The sequence below is a fragment of the Streptomyces sp. NPDC093252 genome, from assembly GCF_040683675.1.
Classification (GTDB): domain Bacteria; phylum Actinomycetota; class Actinomycetes; order Streptomycetales; family Streptomycetaceae; genus Streptomyces.
Genome location: NZ_JBFBEM010000015.1, coordinates 114,544 through 131,422, shown reverse-complemented (window position 1 = coordinate 131,422; position 16,879 = coordinate 114,544). Strand labels below are relative to the sequence as shown.

General features: G+C 73.6%; 17 protein-coding genes. 10 read left to right on the top strand and 7 right to left on the bottom strand.

Features of this window, described 5'->3' with window-relative positions; translation table 11 throughout:
• Positions 1–22: 22 nt before the first annotated feature.
• The gene (locus AB0O01_RS28775) at positions 23–736 is read left to right on the top strand and encodes a class I SAM-dependent methyltransferase (RefSeq protein ID WP_365317819.1); all 714 of its coding nucleotides are present in this window, start codon (positions 23–25) and stop codon (positions 734–736) included.
• A 31-nt stretch (positions 737–767) separates the two neighbouring features.
• On the opposite strand, the gene AB0O01_RS28770 is transcribed toward AB0O01_RS28775, so the two are convergent.
• A complete protein-coding gene (locus tag AB0O01_RS28770) occupies positions 768–1,142 on the bottom strand; it encodes a fic family toxin-antitoxin system, toxin component (RefSeq protein WP_365317818.1) in 375 nt (124 codons plus the stop codon).
• A gap of 4 nt (positions 1,143–1,146) precedes the next feature.
• Positions 1,147–1,443 carry a toxin-antitoxin system HicB family antitoxin gene (locus AB0O01_RS28765; protein WP_365317816.1) on the bottom strand — a complete coding sequence of 99 codons (297 nt, stop codon included), beginning with the start codon at positions 1,441–1,443 and terminating at the stop codon, positions 1,147–1,149.
• 168 nt (positions 1,444–1,611) lie between these two features.
• On the opposite strand from AB0O01_RS28765, the gene AB0O01_RS28760 reads away from it, so the two are divergent.
• The 4 genes from AB0O01_RS28760 to AB0O01_RS28745 all read left to right on the top strand — a co-directional run bounded on the left by AB0O01_RS28760 (position 1,612) and on the right by AB0O01_RS28745 (position 5,517).
• Positions 1,612–2,037: a GNAT family N-acetyltransferase gene (locus AB0O01_RS28760; protein ID WP_365317814.1), complete on the top strand. Its 426-nt coding sequence runs from the start codon at positions 1,612–1,614 to the stop codon at positions 2,035–2,037.
• 247 nt (positions 2,038–2,284) lie between these two features.
• On the top strand, positions 2,285–3,637 hold the full coding sequence (locus tag AB0O01_RS28755; RefSeq protein WP_365317812.1) for a hemolysin family protein: 1,353 nt from the start codon (positions 2,285–2,287) through the stop codon (positions 3,635–3,637).
• Entirely contained in the window at positions 3,634–4,647 is a 1,014-nt protein-coding gene (locus AB0O01_RS28750; protein WP_365317810.1) for a hemolysin family protein, read from the top strand. Before AB0O01_RS28755 ends, AB0O01_RS28750 begins: the two co-directional genes overlap by 4 nt.
• A 75-nt stretch (positions 4,648–4,722) precedes the next feature.
• On the top strand, positions 4,723–5,517 hold the full coding sequence (locus tag AB0O01_RS28745) for an SGNH/GDSL hydrolase family protein (RefSeq protein ID WP_365317808.1): 795 nt from the start codon (positions 4,723–4,725) through the stop codon (positions 5,515–5,517).
• A gap of 294 nt (positions 5,518–5,811) precedes the next feature.
• Here the strand turns inward: AB0O01_RS28745 and AB0O01_RS28740 are convergent, their stop codons facing one another.
• Entirely contained in the window at positions 5,812–7,644 is a 1,833-nt protein-coding gene (locus tag AB0O01_RS28740; protein ID WP_365317806.1) for a glycoside hydrolase family 3 protein, read from the bottom strand.
• A 340-nt stretch (positions 7,645–7,984) separates the two neighbouring features.
• Here AB0O01_RS28740 and purB point away from each other — a divergent pair, with 340 nt between their 5' ends.
• Together purB and mug are read left to right on the top strand one after the other, a co-directional pair.
• The gene (purB, locus tag AB0O01_RS28735) at positions 7,985–9,427 is read left to right on the top strand and encodes an adenylosuccinate lyase (RefSeq protein WP_365317804.1); all 1,443 of its coding nucleotides are present in this window, start codon (positions 7,985–7,987) and stop codon (positions 9,425–9,427) included.
• Between the two features lie 56 nt (positions 9,428–9,483).
• Complete coding sequence (mug, locus tag AB0O01_RS28730) at positions 9,484–9,993, top strand: G/U mismatch-specific DNA glycosylase (RefSeq protein WP_365317802.1); 510 nt, start codon at positions 9,484–9,486, stop codon at positions 9,991–9,993.
• Between the two features lie 331 nt (positions 9,994–10,324).
• On the opposite strand, the gene AB0O01_RS28725 is transcribed toward mug, so the two are convergent.
• From AB0O01_RS28725 to AB0O01_RS28715, 3 genes are all read right to left on the bottom strand, one after another.
• Positions 10,325–10,765 (bottom strand): hypothetical protein, encoded by a 441-nt coding sequence (locus AB0O01_RS28725; RefSeq protein ID WP_365317800.1) that lies wholly within the window; start codon positions 10,763–10,765, stop codon positions 10,325–10,327.
• A 61-nt stretch (positions 10,766–10,826) separates the two neighbouring features.
• A complete protein-coding gene (locus tag AB0O01_RS28720) occupies positions 10,827–11,555 on the bottom strand; it encodes an ABC transporter permease (RefSeq protein ID WP_365317798.1) in 729 nt (242 codons plus the stop codon).
• A gap of 2 nt (positions 11,556–11,557) precedes the next feature.
• Positions 11,558–12,496 (bottom strand): ATP-binding cassette domain-containing protein, encoded by a 939-nt coding sequence (locus AB0O01_RS28715; protein ID WP_365317797.1) that lies wholly within the window; start codon positions 12,494–12,496, stop codon positions 11,558–11,560.
• A gap of 108 nt (positions 12,497–12,604) precedes the next feature.
• On the opposite strand from AB0O01_RS28715, the gene AB0O01_RS28710 reads away from it, so the two are divergent.
• The 3 genes from AB0O01_RS28710 (at position 12,605) to AB0O01_RS28700 (ending at position 15,752) form a co-directional block, all read left to right on the top strand.
• Positions 12,605–13,780, top strand: a complete 1,176-nt coding sequence (locus AB0O01_RS28710; RefSeq protein ID WP_365317795.1) for a histidine kinase — start codon at positions 12,605–12,607, stop codon at positions 13,778–13,780.
• 47 nt (positions 13,781–13,827) lie between these two features.
• Entirely contained in the window at positions 13,828–14,493 is a 666-nt protein-coding gene (locus tag AB0O01_RS28705; RefSeq protein WP_365317794.1) for a response regulator transcription factor, read from the top strand.
• Positions 14,494–14,594: 101 nt separating this feature from the next.
• Entirely contained in the window at positions 14,595–15,752 is a 1,158-nt protein-coding gene (locus AB0O01_RS28700; protein ID WP_365317792.1) for an ROK family transcriptional regulator, read from the top strand.
• Between the two features lie 145 nt (positions 15,753–15,897).
• Here the strand turns inward: AB0O01_RS28700 and AB0O01_RS28695 are convergent, their stop codons facing one another.
• The gene (locus tag AB0O01_RS28695) at positions 15,898–16,659 is read right to left on the bottom strand and encodes a GntR family transcriptional regulator (protein ID WP_365317790.1); all 762 of its coding nucleotides are present in this window, start codon (positions 16,657–16,659) and stop codon (positions 15,898–15,900) included.
• Positions 16,660–16,879: the final 220 nt, after the last annotated feature.

Sequence of the window (16,879 nt, the reverse complement as noted above, 5' to 3'; positions counted from 1 at the left end):
CCCGGCCGGTGAAGGAGGTCCCATGGCGTCACGGTCGACGAGGGCGCGCGGGGAGGGCGGGGACGACGGGGAGCGCCGGGATCCCGTGCACCACCCGCTGTTCGCCCGCTACTACGCACGGATCAGTGTCACCGCCGAGACCCGGATGGGCATGGCCGGGGTGCGGGACCGGCTGCTCGCCGGGCTGTCCGGGCGGGTGCTGGAGGTCGGCGCGGGCAACGGCCTCAACTTCGCCCACTATCCGCGTACCGTCGCCGAGGTCGTCGCGATCGAGCCGGAGCGGGTGCTGCGGCGGCTGGCGGTGGACGCCGCGCTGCGGGCCGCCGTGCCGGTCGATGTGGTGCCGGGCACGGCGGAGGCGCTGCCGGTCGGGAACGCGGGCTTCGACGCGGTGGTGCTGTCCCTGGTGCTGTGCAGCGTCCGGGACGTGCGGCGGGCGCTGCGGGAGGTGCGGCGGGTGCTGCGGCCGGGCGGTGAGGTGCGGTTCTTCGAGCACGGCCGGGGCGGGGGCACGCTGATGCGGACAGCGCAGCGTGCGCTGGACGGCACCCTGTGGCCCCGGCTGAACGGCGGCTGCCATCTCGCCCGCGACCCGGTCGGCGCCCTGCGCGCGGCCGGGTTCGACCTGGGCCCCTACCGGAGGGTCCTGCTGCCGGAGAAGGGCCCGGTGCTGCCGGCGTCGTACTGCTCGCTGGGGATGGCGTGGCGCCCGCTGTCGGACGTGCGGACGGTCTGAGCGGGGCGGGACCCTTGGGCGGACCCGTGGCTCACCGGCTCCAGCGGCGCAGTTCGTCGGCGATGTCCGGGAGCGTCGCCCGGCCGGTCTTGACCAGCCGGGCCAGGTCGCGCACCTGCTCGGGCGAGGTGGTGACCTTGACGCCGCTGGCGACGAGATAGGCGTAGGCGACGGCGGAGGCGAACAGGGCGTTGTTCCGCTCCAGCGCGGGCACGTGCAGGAGCAGTTGGAGCAGGGCCGCGGCGCGCGCGTGGGGTGTGTCGTAGACGGGGACGTCGAATATCTCGGCGCGATGGCGGGCGACCGCCGCGACGAGGGCGCCCCAGTCGGTGACCTGGGGGTCTCCGGGGGTCTTCTGTTCGGCGAGCATCAGGAGCCAGGCGAGATCGATCCGGAGGTCGTTCAACGGCTCAGCGACGCCCGTCGAACTCTGCGGGATCCGCGGATCCACCGGTCCCTGAGGCCCCTGAGGACCGTACAGAGCCTGCGGGCTCTTCGAATTCTGCGGAGAACGCGGAGAACACGGTCTCGTACTGCTTCATGAAGTCGGCCGCGGCCTCCACGAAGGTGCGTCCCGCCTCCCCGGTGTCCTGCCGGACGAGTTCCTCGATGTAGCGGTTGACGCTCATCCCGCGGGCCAGGGCGCGTTCCCGGGCGGCGCGCGCGGTGTCCTCGTCCACCCGGACGTTGAGCTGGGTCTTCGCCATGGGTCGACGCTAGCGCCGAGGCGCTAGCAGCGGCAAGGGCGTGTGCTCGCCCCCGCGCGCCCGGTTGCGGCTTGGCCCGACCGGCGATGCCCCTGCTCACGGCCCCTGGTGTCCGGATACCGGAAACCCGCTTCTGCCGGGACCCTGGCCCGTGCTCTGATCGCCACCATGACCGAACCGCGCATACGCCCCGCCGCCCCCGCCGATCTGGACACGGTGCTGGCCTTCTGGAGGACGGCCGCCGAGGGGACCAGCATCAGTGACGACCGGGCGGGGGTGGAGCGGCTGGTCGACCGTGACCCCGGGGCCCTGGTGCTGGCCGAGGCGGACGGGGAGCTGGTGGGCACGGTGATCGCCGGTTTCGACGGCTGGCGGTGCCATCTGTACCGGCTGGCGGTGCACCCCGGGTACCGGCGCCGGGGCATCGGCTCCGCGCTGCTGGCCGCCGCTGAGGAGCGGTTCGCGGCACTGGGGGGCCGGCGCGGCGACGCGATGGTGCTGACCGACAATGAGCGGGCCCATCACGCGTGGCGGGCGGCGGGGTACGCACCGCAGGAGGAGTGGCGTCGCTGGGTGAAGTCGCTCACATCCTGATCCCTTTGCCCCTCCTTTACGATTGAGGCACACTTCGGTTTCCCCCATGGCGCCCTGCCCGGCGTCATGGCCTCAGGTCTTCAAGAAAGGTGTGAGCGTCCACCGTGGACGAACCTCCCAGTAGCCGGCATACCGGCTGCCGCAACTCCCGCACCACCCGCCGTACGCGCGGTACCCGCCGTACGCGCCCCGCGCGACATCGCGCGTACCTCCCGGCCCTGTCCGATCCTGGGACGGAGGTGAACCGATGACCGAGGTGCTCCTGCTGCTGGTGGCGATCCTGCTGTCACTGGCCTGCGGCGCCTTCGTCGCCGCCGAGTTCTCCCTCACCACCGTCGAGCGGGGCGAGCTGGAACGGGCCGTGGAGCGCGGCGAGCGGGGCGCGCCGAGCGCCCTCAAGGCCGTACGGAATCTGACGTTCCAGCTCTCCGGCGCCCAGCTCGGCATCACCGTGACCAATCTGGTCGTCGGCATGCTGGCCGAGCCCTCCATCGCGCGGCTGATCGCCGGTCCGCTGCGCGCGATCGGCATCTCCGGCTCCGCCGCCTCCTCGGTCGCCCTGGTGCTCGGTACGGCCCTGTCGACCGTGTTCCTGATGGTCGTCGGCGAGCTGGTGCCGAAGAACTGGGCGATCTCCTCGCCGCTGGCCGTGGCGAGGACCGTGGCGACGCCGCAGCGCTGGTTCACGGCGATGTTCCGGCCGTTCATCACGCATCTGAACAACACGGCCAACCGGATCGTGCGCCGGTTCGGCATCGAGCCGGCCGAGGAGCTGGCCTCCGCCCGCGGACCGCAGGAGCTGGCCGCGCTGGCCCGGCACTCCGCCAAGGAGGGCGCGCTGGAGGCCGACACCGCCGAGCTGTTCGTCCGGACGCTGAACCTGGCCGATCTCACCGCGGAGAACGTGATGACCCCCCGTGTCCAGGTCGTCGCCCTCGAAGCGCAGGCGACCTGCGAGGACGTGGCGAACGCGACCCGCGCGACGGGGCTGTCCCGGTTCCCGGTGTACCGGGGCAGTCTGGACGCGGTGGTCGGCACCGCGCACATCAAGGACATCCTGGCGGTGCCCGCGGATCAGCGTCCGCGCACCCCGGTGGCCGAGCTGATGCGCGAACCGCTCCTGGTGCCCGAGTCGCTCACCGTCGACCGGCTCCTGGACCGGCTGTCCGGCAAGCGCACGATGGCCGTCGTCATCGACGAGTACGGCGGCACGGCGGGGGTCGCGACGCTGGAGGACATCGTCGAGGAGGTCGTCGGCGAGGTGCGGGACGAGCACGACCCGCAGGAGACGCCCGACCTGGCGCCCGCCGGGCTCGACGACGAGGGGCACAACCTCTTCTCGGCGGACGGCGCGGCCCGGATCGACCAGCTCGCCCGCGTCGGCCTGCGCGCCCCGGACGGCCCGTACGAGACGCTCGCCGGGCTGGTGGCCACCGAGCTGGGCCGGATCCCGGAGAGCGGCGACACCGTGGAGGTGACCGGCTGGCGGCTGGACGTGGTCGACGCCTCCGGGCGCCGGGCGGCCCGGGTGCTGCTGCACGCCCCGCTGACGGGTGCGCGTCACAGTGACGATGACGAGGACGAGGAGGGGGCGAAGTGACCGCCGTACAACTGCTGATCGGGCTCGCGACCCTGTTCGTGAACGCGTTCTTCGTCGGCGCCGAGTTCGCGCTGATCTCGGTGCGCCGCTCCCAGATAGAGCCGTACGCCGAGCAGGGCGACCGGCGGGCCAAGCGGGTGCTGTGGGGTCTGCGGCATGTGTCGGCGCTGATGGCGGCGGCGCAGCTCGGGATCACGCTGTGCACCCTGGTGCTCGGTGTGGTCGCCGAGCCGGCCATCGAGCATCTGCTGGAGCCGGTGTTCCACGCGGTCGGGGTGCCGGAGAGCGCGGGCCATGTGGTGTCGTTCGTCATCGCGCTGACGCTGGCGACGTATCTGCACATGCTGCTCGGCGAGATGGTGCCGAAGAACATCGCGCTGGCCGAGCCGGTGCGCAGCGCGCTGGTGCTGGGTCCGCCGCTGGTGGCGCTGGCGCGGGCGCTGCGGCCGGTGATCTTCACCATCAACGCCTTCGCCAACACCCTGCTGAAGCTGCTGCGGGTCGAGACGAAGGACGAGGTCACGGCCACGTTCTCGGATGCCGAGCTGGCGCGGCTGGTGAAGGACTCCGGGGAGGCCGGGCTGATCGACGACCGGGCCCTGGAGCGGCTGCACGACGCGCTGGAGCTGGGCCGCAGACCGGTCAACGACGTGATGATGCCGCTGGAGCGGGTCACCTACGCGCGGGTCGGGGTCACCCCGGAGGAGCTGGAGCGGCTGTCGGCGGAGTCGGGGTTCTCCCGCTTCCCGGTGGTCGACGAGGGCCGCCGGATCGTGGGCTATCTCCATGTGAAGGACGCCCTGGACGCCTCGCCCCGCGAGGAGCCGTTCCGGCTGCGGGACATGCGGGCCATCGCCCGGGTCCGGCAGTCCACGCCGCTGGACGACGTCCTGACCGCGATGCGCGGCAGCCGGACGCATCTGGCGGCGGTGCTCGGGGAGGACGGCCGCCTCGCCGGGCTGGTGACCATGGAGGACGTGCTGCGGGAGCTGTTCGGACAGTACGCCTGAGCACCGGGGAGGAGGGGGGCGCGGCCGGGGTGACCGACCGCTGGGTATGCGCCTCGGGATACCATCGTCGACGCCATGCAGACGATCCCCTCCTCCCACCCCCAGCCTCCCTACTCCAGCCTGGTCGCGGTCGGTGACTCGTTCACCGAGGGCATGTCGGACCTGCTGCCCGACGGCTCCTACCGCGGCTGGGCCGATCTGCTGGCGGCCCGGATGGCCGCCTCGGCGCCCGGTTTCCGGTACGCCAATCTCGCCGTGCGGGGCAAGCTGATCGGGCAGATCGTGGCCGAGCAGGTCGAGGTGGCCGCCGCGATGGGCGCCGATGTGGTGACCCTGGTCGGCGGGCTCAACGACACCCTGCGCCCGAAGTGCGACATGGGCCGGGTGCGCGGGCTGCTGACCGAGGCCGTCGAGCGGCTCGCCCCGTCCTGCGGGCGGCTGGTGCTGATGCGCAGCCCGGGTCGGCAGGGCCCGGTCCTGGAGCGGTTCCGGCCGCGCATGGAGGAACTCTTCGCCTGCGTCGACGATCTCGCCGCCCGGCACGGGGCGGTGGTGGTCGATCTCTACGGGGCGCCCTCGCTCGCCGATCCCCGGCTGTGGGACGTGGACCGGCTGCATCTGACGGCGGAGGGGCACCGCCGGGTGGCGGAGGCGGTGTGGCAGGGGCTGGGGCATCCGCCCGAGGACCCGGACTGGCGGGTTCCGGTGCCGCCGTCCGCGCCGCCCGCCTGGGTGGCCCGCCGGGTCGCCGACGCCCGTTTCACCCGGACCCATCTGATGCCCTGGATCGGCCGCCGCCTGACCGGCCGCTCGTCGGGCGACGGCCGCGTGGCCAAACGCCCCGAACTGCTGCCGTACGAGGGTGCCTGACAGGGGGCGCGCGCGGAGGGCGTGCGGAGGGCGTGCAGGGTCCCGTACCCCGGGGTCGTGACGAGGGCCGTGCCGGACTCCGTACCCGGGGCCGCGCCAGGAGCCGCACCAAAGGCCGCGGCAAGAGCCCCCTGCCGGAGGCCGGACCGAGGGCCGTGACAGGAACCGTGCCGCGGACCGTGACAAGAGCTGTGCCGAAGGTCGTGGCAAAGGCATGGGCGGAGCCGGTCAGATCGGCTCCGCCCATGCCGGGGCGCCCGGTCCCGGAACGGGACACCCCGTCCGGGGGCCGGATCAGTCGTCGTACGACAGTCCGTGGCCCGCGGGGTAGAGGACCCGGGTCGGGTCGTCGGCGCGCTGGATCGGTACCGGGAGCTTGCCGCGCGGGTCGACCCGGCCGGCGATGACCCGGGCGGCGGCCCGCAGTTCGACATCGGTCCAGCAGTAGGTGGCGAGCGCCGCCTTGACCCCGCTGAGCTGGGCGATGTCGTAGGGGTTGCGGACCGCGACGGCGATCACCGGGATGCCGGTGGCGACGAGGCGGCTGACCAGGGTGCGCTGGGTGCTGGTGGCGCCCACGTTGTCGGTGATGACGACGATCGCGTCCCGGCCGGTGGCGGCGGCCACGGCACCGTCGATGGCGGCGGTGTCCGGGGCCCGTCCGGTGGCGATGGACGTGGTGGTGAAGCCGAGGTCGTCCAGCGCGGTGGTGAGCGACGGCAGGGCGTACCGGTCGGCGTCGGCCGGGAAGAGCGGGTTGGCGCCCACGACCAGCAGTTTGCGCTGGCGGCGGCGGAGCGGGAGGGTGTCGTCCCGGTTGACCAGCAGGGTGGTGGTCCGCTCGGTGATGCGGTCGGCGGTGGCCAGGTTGCGGCGGGTGCCGACGGTCCGGTCGACCTCCGCGTGGGAGATGTAGGGGCTGCCGCTGAGCAGGCCGACCTTGTCCTTGAGGCGCAGGATGCGCAGGACGGACTCCTCGATCCGGGCCTCGGTCAGCTCGCCGGAGCGCACCGCCGCGACCACGGCGTTGAAGGCGACGTCCAGGTTCGGCGGGAAGAGGAGCTGGTCGACGCCGGCCTTCACGGCGAGCACCGGCACCCGGTCGTCGCCGTACTTGGTGCGGACGCCCTGCATGTTGAGGGCGTCGGTGACGATCACTCCGTCGAAGCCGAGTTCGCCGCGCAGGACATCGGTGAGGATGATCGGCGAGAGCGTGGCCGGGTCGTTGCTCGGGTCCAGCGCGGGGACCTGGAGGTGGGCGGTCATGATCGAGTCGACGCCGGCGGCGATGGCGGCCCGGAACGGCGGGGCGTCGATGCGCTCCCACTCCTCGCGGGTGTGGGTGATCACCGGGAGCTGGGTGTGGCTGTCGGCCCCGGTGTCGCCGTGGCCCGGGAAGTGCTTGGCGCAGGCGATGACCCCGGCGCGCTGGTAGCCCTGGACCTGGGCGGCGACCAGCTTGCCGACGGCGACCGGGTCGGCGCCGAAGGAGCGGACGTTGATCACCGGGTTGGCCGGGTTCACATTGACGTCGGCGACGGGGGCGAAGTTCTGGTAGATGCCGAGGGCCGCGAGTTCGGCACCGGCTATCTGCCCGGCGGTGCGGGCGTCGGAGGTGGAGCGGCCGGCGCCGAACGCCATCGCGCCGGGCATCTGGGTGGCCGGCTTGCCGATCCGGGTGTTGGCGCCGTGCTCCTGGTCGATGGAGATCAGCGAGGGGATGGGGGTGGGCAGGGCGAGCGAGGCGCGCTGCACCCCGTTGGTGAGATCGGCGATCTGGTGGAGATCGCGGATGTTCCCGGCCCAGCCGCTGAAGTAGATGACCCCGCCGAGGTGGTACTTGGCGATGGCCTCGGCGACATTGCGGACGCCCAGTTCCCGGAGGTTGTTCGTCTCGTGGTTCGGGGCGGGGGCGGTGGCGGAGTGGCCGTAGAAATAGGTGACGAAGAGCTGGCCGACCTTGGCCTCCAGGCTCATCCCGGCGATGAGTCTTCGGAGGCGCGCGTCCCGGGTGGCGGGACGCTCGGTGGCGAGGGCGGGGGTGGCGGTCATCCCCAGGGCCCCGGCGCCCGCGACAGCGGTCGCGGAGGCGAGGAGGGTACGCCTGGACAGACTCCGGTCCTGCATACGGAGGGGCTCCTTCCGGCCTTGCACGTCAAGGGAGTTGGCGGAATTTTGAACTTCACCTGGACAGCCGGAAACGTAGCTGTGGATCATTCTCGCCACAAGAGGTCTAGACAAAAAAGGTCTAGACAAAAACTGGGCCCAAGTCCCTGACCAGGCATTTCTTCATCCACCTTCTTGCAGAAATCGCGTGGGCGGGGGTGGGGCGACGCTGAACCGGCCATGAGGGTGGGGGTGGGGGCGTGGGTCGGAGGGGTGCCGCGCCGGGGTCGGAGGGGTCCTGCGGGAGGAGGACGGGGGAGGGCGGGGGGGCGGTCCGGTGAACCCCGTAAACTCGGTGCACGTGACTTCCGCACCCGCCAAGCCCCGCATCCCCAATGTGCTCGCCGGACGCTATGCCTCCGCCGAGCTGGCCACGCTCTGGTCGCCCGAGCAGAAGGTGAGGCTGGAGCGGCAGCTCTGGCTCGCCGTGCTGCGCGCCCAGCAGGACCTCGGGATCGAGGTGCCGGACACGGCGATCGCCGACTACGAGCGGGTGCTCGACACCGTCGACCTGGCCTCGATCGCCGAGCGCGAGAAGGTCACCCGGCACGATGTGAAGGCGCGGATCGAGGAGTTCAACGACCTCGCCGGGCATGAGCAGGTGCACAAGGGCATGACCTCCCGCGACCTCACCGAGAACGTCGAGCAGCTCCAGATCCGCCTCTCCCTGGAGCTGGTGCGCGACCGTACGGTGGCGGTCCTGGCCCGGCTGGGCAGGCTCTCCGGCGAGTACGGCGAGCTGGTCATGGCCGGCCGCTCGCACAATGTGGCCGCGCAGGCCACCACCCTCGGCAAGCGGTTCGCGACCGCCGCCGACGAGCTGCTGGTGGCCTACGGGCGGCTGGAGGAGCTGCTCGGCCGCTATCCGCTGCGCGGCATCAAGGGCCCGGTCGGCACCGCCCAGGACATGCTGGACCTGCTCGGCGGGGACGCGGGGCGGCTGGCCGAGCTGGAGCGCCGGATCGCCGGACACCTCGGCTTCGCCCACGCCTTCACCTCGGTCGGCCAGGTCTACCCGCGCTCGCTGGACTACGAGGTGGTCACCGCGCTGGTGCAGCTCGCGGCGGCCCCGTCGTCGCTGGCCAAGACGGTCCGGCTGATGGCCGGGCACGAACTGGTCACCGAGGGTTTCAAGCCCGGCCAGGTCGGCTCCTCCGCCATGCCGCACAAGATGAACACCCGCTCCTGCGAGCGCGTCAACGGGCTGATGGTCATCCTGCGCGGCTACGCCTCGATGACCGGCGAGCTGGCGGGCGACCAGTGGAACGAGGGCGATGTGTCCTGCTCGGTGGTGCGCCGGGTCGCGCTGCCGGACGCCTTCTTCGCGCTGGACGGGCTGCTGGAGACGTTCCTGACCGTGCTCGACGAGTTCGGCGCGTTCCCCGCGGTGGTGGCCCGTGAGCTGGACCGCTATCTGCCCTTCCTCGCGACGACGAAGGTGCTGATGGCGTCGGTGCGGGCGGGGGTGGGCCGCGAGGAGGCGCACGAGGCGATCAAGGAGAACGCCGTCGCCGCCGCGCTGGCCATGCGCGAGCGGGGTGCCGAGCGCAATGAGCTGCTGGACAAGCTGGCCGCGGACGCGCGCATCCCGCTGGACCGGGCGGGGCTGGACGCGCTGATGGCCGACAAGCTGTCCTTCACCGGCGCCGCCGCCGACCAGGTCGGCGCGGTGGTGGCCCGGATCGAGGAGATCGTGAAGCGGCACCCGGAGGCGGCGGGCTACACCCCGGGAGCGATCCTCTGACCCGTCGCCCCACCCCCGCGGAGCTGGAGGCCGCCCGCGACCGACTCGTCCCGGACGTGGTCGCGGACGGCCTCAACGTGCTGTTCTGCGGCATCAATCCCGGCCTGATGACGGCGGCCACCGGCCACCACTTCGCCCGGCCGGGCAACCGCTTCTGGCCGGTGCTGCACCGCTCCGGCTTCACCCCGAGGCTCCTCGCCCCCGCCGAGCAGGACCTCCTCCCGTCGTACGGGCTCGGCATCACGAACGTCGTGGCACGGGCGACGGCGCGGGCGGACGAGCTGAGCGCCGAGGAGTACCGGGAGGGCGGGCGGCTGCTCGCCGAGAAGGTGGGGCGTTTGCGCCCGCGCTGGCTGGCGGTGGTCGGTGTGACGGCGTACCGCGCGGCCTTCGCCGACCGGAAGGCAGCGGTGGGGCCCCAGGAGCGGGTGTTCGGGGCGACGCGGGTGTGGGTACTGCCGAATCCGTCGGGGTTGAACGCGGGGTGGAGTGTGGAGGCGATGACGGAGGAGTTCGGGCGGTTGCGGGGGGAGGTTGCGGGTGGGGGTGTGCCCCGGGAGGGCTGAGGGGGCTGCCGGAGTGCTTCGTGCTCCGCTATGACCGGAGTTGCGGGTGGGGGTGTGCCCCGGGGAGGGCTGAGGGGCCGGGGGCGTCGGGCCCAGGGCCCAGGGAGCGGGCGCTGCGGGAGTTGCAGGAGTGAAGGGTGCGGAGGAGGTGGGGGACAGGGCTGAGGGGGTGTGGGTGTGGGGGTGGCTGATCATGTGGGTCGCGTGGCGTTCCGCGTGCGGTTCCGCGCCCCTCGGACGAGCAGGACCCACCGCCGCCCCGCCCGCTCCCCCAACGCGAGCAAACCCCTCCGCACCCCTCGCACGAGCGCCCCCCGCCGGAGGCGCCCCCTCACACCGGTGGCACGTCCGTCACCGCCGCGATCAGTCGCCCCGGACTCGCCTCCCGGGCCCGGCCCCGGGCCACTCCCAGCGCTATCCAGCGGCCGTGTTCCGCCGCTTCCCAGAGGTCCAGGTCGTCCAGCAGGACGGCGAGGGCGGCCCAGGGGTCGGGTATCGCCTCGGCGCGCTCCAGGCGGACTCTGAGGGTCGCCGTGCCCAGGCGGGGCTGCGGGGGCCAGCGGGCGTCGAGGCGCTGGGCCAGCGCGTCGCGCAGCGCCTCCAGGTCCTCGGTGTCCTGCGCCGAACCCGCCTCCCCGTCGCCCGTGCCCCCGGTCCACTCCGTGAGGAAGAAGCCCGGTCCCTCCCGGCCCGGGTGCGACCCGCCGTGCGCCGCCGGGAAGGGGCGGGCGCACAGTTGGTCGATGGTGTCCAGGCACCGCGCGATGTCCATGCGTCCAGTAAACCCGCCGGCACTGACAATTGGCGGGGCGTCAGTGATCGCCCGGCCGGGCTCACGCGTCCCGGCGGCGCACGCTCCAGGCGCCCGCGGCGAGCGCGGCGGCCGTCCACAGCGCGGTGACCGCGAGGCCGGTCCAGGGGCCGAGGGAGCTGTCCGGATGCTGCTGGAAGGCGAGTTGGCCGGCCCGGTCGGGGAGGTAGTCGATCGCGCCGCCCGCCGCGTCCCCGACGACGAAGGACACGATCAGGACGAACGGGACGAGAATGCTCAGGGTGGCGACGCCGCTGCGCAGCACGGCCGCGAGGCCGGTCGCCAGCAGGGCCATCAGCATCAGATAGCCGCCGCAGGCGAGCACGCCCCGGGTGAGCTGCGCCGCGCTGATGCCGTCCGCGGCGTCGCCCAGGGCGGCGGTGCCGACGGCGACGGACAGGGCCCCGGTGAGCAGTCCGGCCGCGAGTGCCGGGAGGGCGACGGCGACGGCCTTGGCGGCGAACCAGCGCCCGCGGCGCGGGACCGCCGTCAGCGCCTGGCGCAGCCCCCCGCCGCCCTGGAACTCGGACGACACGGCCATCGCGCCGAAGGCGATGACCGCGATCTGGGCGGGCGCGACGCCGAGGAAGACCGCGAGCAGGGGGTCGAAGCCGGGCTCGGCGGTGTCGGACGTCCCGGCGAGCGCGGCGAACACCGTGGCCACCGCGACCAGGGCGGCCAGGGAGCCGTACAGGGAGCGCAGGGTGCGGATCTTCAGCCACTCGGAGTGGAGGACGGGTGCGAAGGGCATGGTCAGACCTCCTGCGCGGGGGTGTCGACGGGGGCGGGCCGGGTGAACTCGGTCTCGGTGGCCGTCAGATCGAGGTACGCCTGCTCCAAGGTGCCCTCCAGGGCGGTGAGTTCCAGGACCGGGATGCCCGCCTGCGAGGTGAGGCGGCCGAGGTCGGCCACGCGCGCGTCGCGGACGGTCCAGGCGCCCTCGGGGTCGCGTTCGGCGTGGTGGCCGTGGCGGGCGAGGAGGTCGCGGAGGGCGGAGTCGTCGCCGGTGCGGATGCGGACGCCGGGCCGGACCCGCGCGTCGATGAACTCGCGCGTCGGCAGGTCGGCCAGCAGTCGGCCCCGGCCCAGCACGACGAGCCGGTCGGCGAAGGCGGTCGTCTCGGTCATCAGATGGCTGGAGACCAGCACCGTACGGCCCTCGTCGGCGAGGCGCCGCAGCAGGTGCCGGATCCAGATGATGCCCTCGGGGTCGAGGCCGTTGGACGGCTCGTCGAGCAGGATCACCGGCGGGTCGCCGAGCAGCGCGGCGGCGATGCCGAGGCGCTGGCGCATGCCGAGCGAGTAGGTCTTCACCCGGCGGCGCGCGGCGGACACGAGGCCGGTCTCGGCGAGCACCTCGTCCACCCGGGCGGCGGGGAGGGCGTTGCTGGCGGCGAGGACGCGCAGATGGTCGCGGCCGGTGCGGGAGGGGTGCGGGGCGTGGGCGTCGAGCAGGGCGCCGACCTCGCGCAGCGGCCGGGCGGCGGCCTCGTAGGGGCGTCCGCCGATGGTGGCGGTGCCGGAGGTGGGCCGGTCCAGGCCGAGGATCAGCCGCATGGTGGTGGACTTCCCGGCGCCGTTGGGGCCGAGGAAGCCGGTGACGAGGCCGGGCCGGACGGTGAAGGTCAGCGCGTCCACCGCGCGGTTGCCGCCGAACTCCTTGGTGAGGTCGTGCACATCGATCGTGGTCATGGGGGCAGCGTGGCCGGGCGTGCGCCCCCGGGGCCTCCCCCGGGGGTGGGGTCCGTCTCCCCCGGGCGGGGGAGGCCCGCTGTCAGTGGCGGCTGTCACGATGGACGGATGATCCGCCTGCTGCGCCCGCTGACCCGTGGGACGACCTACACCCGGCTGCTGCATCTGCTGCTGCCCGCGGCGCTGGTGAGTGTGTGGCTGTTCATCGACATGAGCAAGCCGTGGGTGCCCGCGCTGCTGGTGGTCCCGGTGGGGCTGATTCCGGCCGTGCGGCGGGGCGAGGGGCTCCAGGCGCGGTTCATGCTGGTGCCGGACGGGCCGGAGCCGTCGTCGTCCGCCGCGGTCGGGACGATCTCCACGGCCCCGTCGGCGACCTGGCGGGACCGGGGGCGCACGGTGGTGTGGCTGGAGGCCCGGCTGCTGTTCACCGTGCCGGCCACGTTCGCGGCGGTGTGGCTGCCGTTCCTGTCCGTGGACCTCGCCCGCGCGGCGCTGGGGCACACGGTGCTCGACAACCCGGTGTACCGGATCGACGAGCCCCACTGGGCGTACGGGCTGCTGGTGCCGCTGCCACTGCTCGCCCTGGCGGCCGTGGTGGTGGGGCTGGGCGGGCTGGTCGCGGCGGTGGCGCGCGGGCTGCTGGGCCCCTCCCCCGCCGAGAAGCTGGCGGCCCTGGAGACCCGCACCGAACAGCTCCTGGAGCGCACCCGTATCGCGCGGGAGCTGCACGACTCGATCGGGCACGCACTGACGGTGGCGGTGGTGCAGGCGGGCGCCGCGCGGACGGCGGGCGATCCGGCGTTCACGGACCGGGCGCTGGCCGCGATCGAGGAGACCGGGCGGGCGGCGCTGGAGGATCTGGAGCGGGTCCTCGGGGTGCTGCGGGAGTCGGAGCGGCCGGTGAGCGGCAGACCGACGCTGGTGGACGCGGACCGGCTGCTGGAGTCGGCGCGGACGTCCGGCGCGACGGTGGACGCGGAGGTGACCGGGCCCCTGGAGACCGTTCCGGGTCCCGCCTCCCGGGAGGGCTACCGCATCCTCCAGGAGGCGCTGACCAACGTCCTGCGGCACGCGGGGGCGGTGCCGGTGGAGGTCCGGATCGCCGTCGCGGGCGACGCGCTCGCGCTGGAGGTGCGCAACCCCCTGGGCGCCGCGGCACCCGGGCCCGGCCGGGGCAGCGGGCTGCGCGGCATCCGCGAGCGCGCGGCCCTGCTGGGCGGCCACGCCGACACCGGGCCGGACGGGGGTGAGTGGCGGGTACGGGTGGCGCTGCCGCTGCGCTGAGCGGGGGTGACGGCCCGGCTCCTGGGGGACCGTCCTAGGCTGGGCGGATGCCGGTGACCGTGCTCCTTGTCGATGACGAACCCCTGGTGCGCGCCGGGCTGCGGGCCGTGCTGGAGGCGCAGCCGGACATCGAGGTGGTGGGCGAGGCGGCCGACGGGGCGGCGGTGATCCCCCTGGTGCGGAAGCTGCGGCCGGACGTGGTGGCGATGGACGTCCGGATGCCGCTGCTGGACGGGATCGAGGCCACCCGCGCGGTGCTGCGCACGGTGGACCGGCCGCCGAAGATCCTGGTGGTGACGACCTTCGAGAACGACGAGTACGTGTACGAGGCGCTGCGGGCCGGAGCGGACGGGTTTCTGCTGAAGCGGGCCCGGCCCGCCGAGATCGTGCACGCGGTCCGGCTGGTCGCGGCCGGTGAGTCCCTCCTCTTCCCGGCGTCCGTACGGCAGTTGGCCGCCGCGTACGGTGACGGCGACGGCGGGAACCGGGCCGCGCGGGCGGTCCTGGACCGGGCGCAGCTCACCGATCGGGAGGCGGAGGTGTTGCGGCTGATGACGCGTGGGATGTCCAACGCGGAGATCGCCGCGCAGTTGGTGGTCGGCACGGAGACCGTGAAGTCGCACGTCAGCGCGGTGCTGGCGAAGCTGGGCGCGCGGGATCGGACGCAAGCGGTGATCACGGCGTACGAATCGGGCTTCGTTTTGCCGGGCTGACGTCCGGGATGGAGGCGGAGTTCATCGTTCCGCCACTCGCCGGGGCTCCTCCGTGCCGAGTACCATCCGCCCAACAAGCGCACAAGCTGGGAGGACGTACGGTGGGGCGGCTGACCGGCGGGGATCCCTCGCTGCTGCGAAGGATCAATTCCGCGGTGGTGCTGCACGCGCTGCGTGCCACGGACTCCGCGACGCTGACCGAGATCACCAAGGTGACCGGGCTGTCCCGGCCGACCGTCGAGGGTGTCGTCGAGGGGCTGATCGAGAACGGGCTGGTCGTGGAGACCGTCGCCGAGGAGGGCGCGGCGCGGCGGCAGGGGCGCCCGGCCCGGCGGTTCCGGTTCCGGGCGGAGGCGGGGCATCTGCTGGGGCTGGAGATCGGCCCGCACCGGGTGGCGGCCCTCCTCGCCGACCTGGACGGACGGGTGGTCGGCGCCCAGGCCAAGGACGTCGACGCGACGGCACCGGCCGATGAGCGGCTGGAGCGGTTGCGGGGCGCGGTGGCCGAGCTGCTGCGCCGGGCCGGGGTGCCGCGCGGGTCGTTGCGCGCGGTCGGGGTCGGCACCCCGGGCATCGTGGAGGCGGACGGCACGGTGCGGCTGGGCACGGCGCTGCCGGAGTGGACGGGGCTGCGGCTCGGGGAGCGGCTCGGGCGGTCCTTCAAGTGCCCGGTGCTGGTCGAGAACGACGCCAACGCGGCGGCGCTGGCCGAGCACTGGAAGGGCGGCGCCCGGGACTGTGACGACCTGGTGTTCGTCCTGGCGGGGCTGAGCCCGGGGGCGGGGTCGCTGATCGGCGGACGGCTGCACCGGGGGTTCGGCGGGGCGGCGGGCGAGATCGGCGCGCTGCATCTGCTGGGCCGCGAGGTGACCCCGGAGCGCCTGCTGTCCACCACGGACGAGCCGCTCCAGCCGCTGGACGAGCAGCAGGTGGCGGATGTCTTCGCGCGGGCCCGCCGGGGCGACGAGGGGGCCCGTCAGGCCGTGGACCGCTTCATACAGCGCCTGATCCACGATGTGGCGGCGCTGGTCCTCGCCCTCGACCCGGAGCTCGTCGTCGTCGGCGGCTGGGCGGCGGGCCTGGACGATGTCCTGGAGCCCCTGCGCCGCGAACTCGCCCGCTACTGTCTGCGGCCCCCGCGGGTGGCCCTGTCCCTGCTGGGCGAGGCGGCGGTGGCGACGGGGGCGCTCCGGCTGGCGCTGGACCATGTCGAGGACGAACTGTTCGCGGTGGAGGGCGCGGGGACGGCCCGGCAGTAGGGCCGCACCGGGCTGTGAGAGGCCCCAGCGCATACGCGAAGAGCCGCGCCCCGGGATCCCTCCCGGGGCGCGGCTCTTGTGCGCTGTCGGTCGTCCCGCGGAGGGCGTCCCGCCCGGCCCCTGGTCCGGGTGGCGCCCCGCGGGTTCAGGAGGCCCGCTGCTCGGGCCCCTGGTGGATCTCCACGCTTCCGGAGTCCCCGAAGGTCAGCCGGCAGGTGTCCGCGCGGTACGTGGCCACGGAGACCGCGGCGGTACGGCCGTCGGCGAGGTAGCGGGTGGTGACGACCAGGACCGGCGCGCCGGGCAGGCGGTCCAGTTCCTTGGCGTCGCCCGCGTTGGCCGAGCCCAGTTCCACGGCGCTCTCGCTGCCCTCCAGCTCCAGCCGGTGCAGCTCGCGCACCACCGCCCGCGCGCGGGCGGCGCCCGAGGGGGCGTCTATGGCGGTCAGCTCGGGCACCGAGGACTGCGGGATGTAGAGCAGTTCGGCGGCGACCGGCTGCCCGTGCGTCATCCGCGTCCGGCGCACGATGTGCACCGGCTGCCCGCCGTCCGTCTCCAGGGCCCCGGCGACCGGGGCGGGCGGCTCGGCCAGCGCGCAGTCCGCCGCCTGCCAGGCGTCCTCGCCGGTGCCCGGCCAGGCGTGCTGCTCGGTGCCGACGGCCACGCCCATGCGCGGCGGCGCCACCGTCGTACCGACGCCGCGGCGGCGCTGGAGGCGGCCTTCGAGTTCGAGCTGTTCGAGTGCCTGCCGCAGTGTGGCGCGGGCGACACCGAAGCGGGCGGCGAGATCGCGCTCGTTGGGCAGGATCTCGCCCACCGCGAACTCGGAGTCCAGTGCTTCGGTGAGCACGGTTCGTAGATGCCAGTATTTTGGTTCCGGTACCGCTTCTAGCTGCGTGGTCCCCACCCTGTCCTCGCAATCGCCGTGATCCGGCAGCGTTTTTTAGCGCCCTTGTTTATTAAAGGTTGTTGCACTAAGAGCGACCATAAGGCTGCCTTAACCCTTGGTCAATACCAATCCTCCGTCCCCCGTGCGCCGCGGGCGGCCCTCGCAGCGGAGCGTTCACGACGCGTTCGCAAAGGGCCGCATTCGTGACGTAGCGGCAAAGCCCCCGTCGCGGGACGGG

What these genes read in the sequence shown, in the direction of transcription:
- AB0O01_RS28775 (WP_365317819.1), top strand. Translation starts at nt 23, where the DNA reads ATGGCGTCACGGTCGACGAGGGCGCGCGGGGAGGGCGGGGACGACGGG.
- AB0O01_RS28765 (WP_365317816.1), bottom strand. Translation starts at nt 1,443, where the DNA reads ATGGCGAAGACCCAGCTCAACGTCCGGGTGGACGAGGACACCGCGCGC.
- AB0O01_RS28760 (WP_365317814.1), top strand. Translation starts at nt 1,612, where the DNA reads ATGACCGAACCGCGCATACGCCCCGCCGCCCCCGCCGATCTGGACACG.
- AB0O01_RS28755 (WP_365317812.1), top strand. Translation starts at nt 2,285, where the DNA reads ATGACCGAGGTGCTCCTGCTGCTGGTGGCGATCCTGCTGTCACTGGCC.
- AB0O01_RS28745 (WP_365317808.1), top strand. Translation starts at nt 4,723, where the DNA reads ATGCAGACGATCCCCTCCTCCCACCCCCAGCCTCCCTACTCCAGCCTG.
- AB0O01_RS28740 (WP_365317806.1), bottom strand. Translation starts at nt 7,644, where the DNA reads ATGCAGGACCGGAGTCTGTCCAGGCGTACCCTCCTCGCCTCCGCGACC.
- AB0O01_RS28725 (WP_365317800.1), bottom strand. Translation starts at nt 10,765, where the DNA reads ATGGACATCGCGCGGTGCCTGGACACCATCGACCAACTGTGCGCCCGC.
- AB0O01_RS28720 (WP_365317798.1), bottom strand. Translation starts at nt 11,555, where the DNA reads ATGCCCTTCGCACCCGTCCTCCACTCCGAGTGGCTGAAGATCCGCACC.
- AB0O01_RS28715 (WP_365317797.1), bottom strand. Translation starts at nt 12,496, where the DNA reads ATGACCACGATCGATGTGCACGACCTCACCAAGGAGTTCGGCGGCAAC.
- AB0O01_RS28710 (WP_365317795.1), top strand. Translation starts at nt 12,605, where the DNA reads ATGATCCGCCTGCTGCGCCCGCTGACCCGTGGGACGACCTACACCCGG.
- AB0O01_RS28705 (WP_365317794.1), top strand. Translation starts at nt 13,828, where the DNA reads ATGCCGGTGACCGTGCTCCTTGTCGATGACGAACCCCTGGTGCGCGCC.